The sequence below is a fragment of the Pseudomonas sp. DE0010 genome (assembly GCF_007680745.1).
GTDB lineage: Bacteria > Pseudomonadota > Gammaproteobacteria > Pseudomonadales > Pseudomonadaceae > Aquipseudomonas > Aquipseudomonas parafulva_B.
This window is the reverse complement of the sequence record NZ_VEJQ01000252.1, coordinates 1-249: the sequence shown is the minus strand read 5'-3', so window position 1 is coordinate 249 and position 249 is coordinate 1. Positions and strand designations below refer to the sequence as shown.

Here is a 249-nt window from a genome sequence, read left to right as displayed (position 1 = left end):
GCCCCGGACGAGCCGTCAATGCCCAGCGTCATTCCCGAAGATTCCGTCGGCCTGGTCACCCCCGAGCTGCTGCACTTCAACGAGCCCCTGGCCCTGGCCTGTGGCCGCACCCTGCCGGCCTACGACCTGATGGTCGAGACCTATGGCGAACTCAACGCCAGCCGCAGCAACGCCGTGCTGATCTGCCACGCGCTCTCCGGCCATCACCACGCGGCCGGCTACCACAGCCTGGACGACCGCAAGCCGGGC

At 69.1% G+C, this 249-nt stretch carries 1 pseudogene; it reads left to right on the top strand.

Annotation, left to right across the window (positions count from 1 at the left end):
- Window positions 1–18: 18 nt before the first annotated feature.
- A pseudogene (gene metX, locus FS767_RS22430) lies at window positions 19–249 on the top strand (homoserine O-acetyltransferase); the annotation flags it as partial.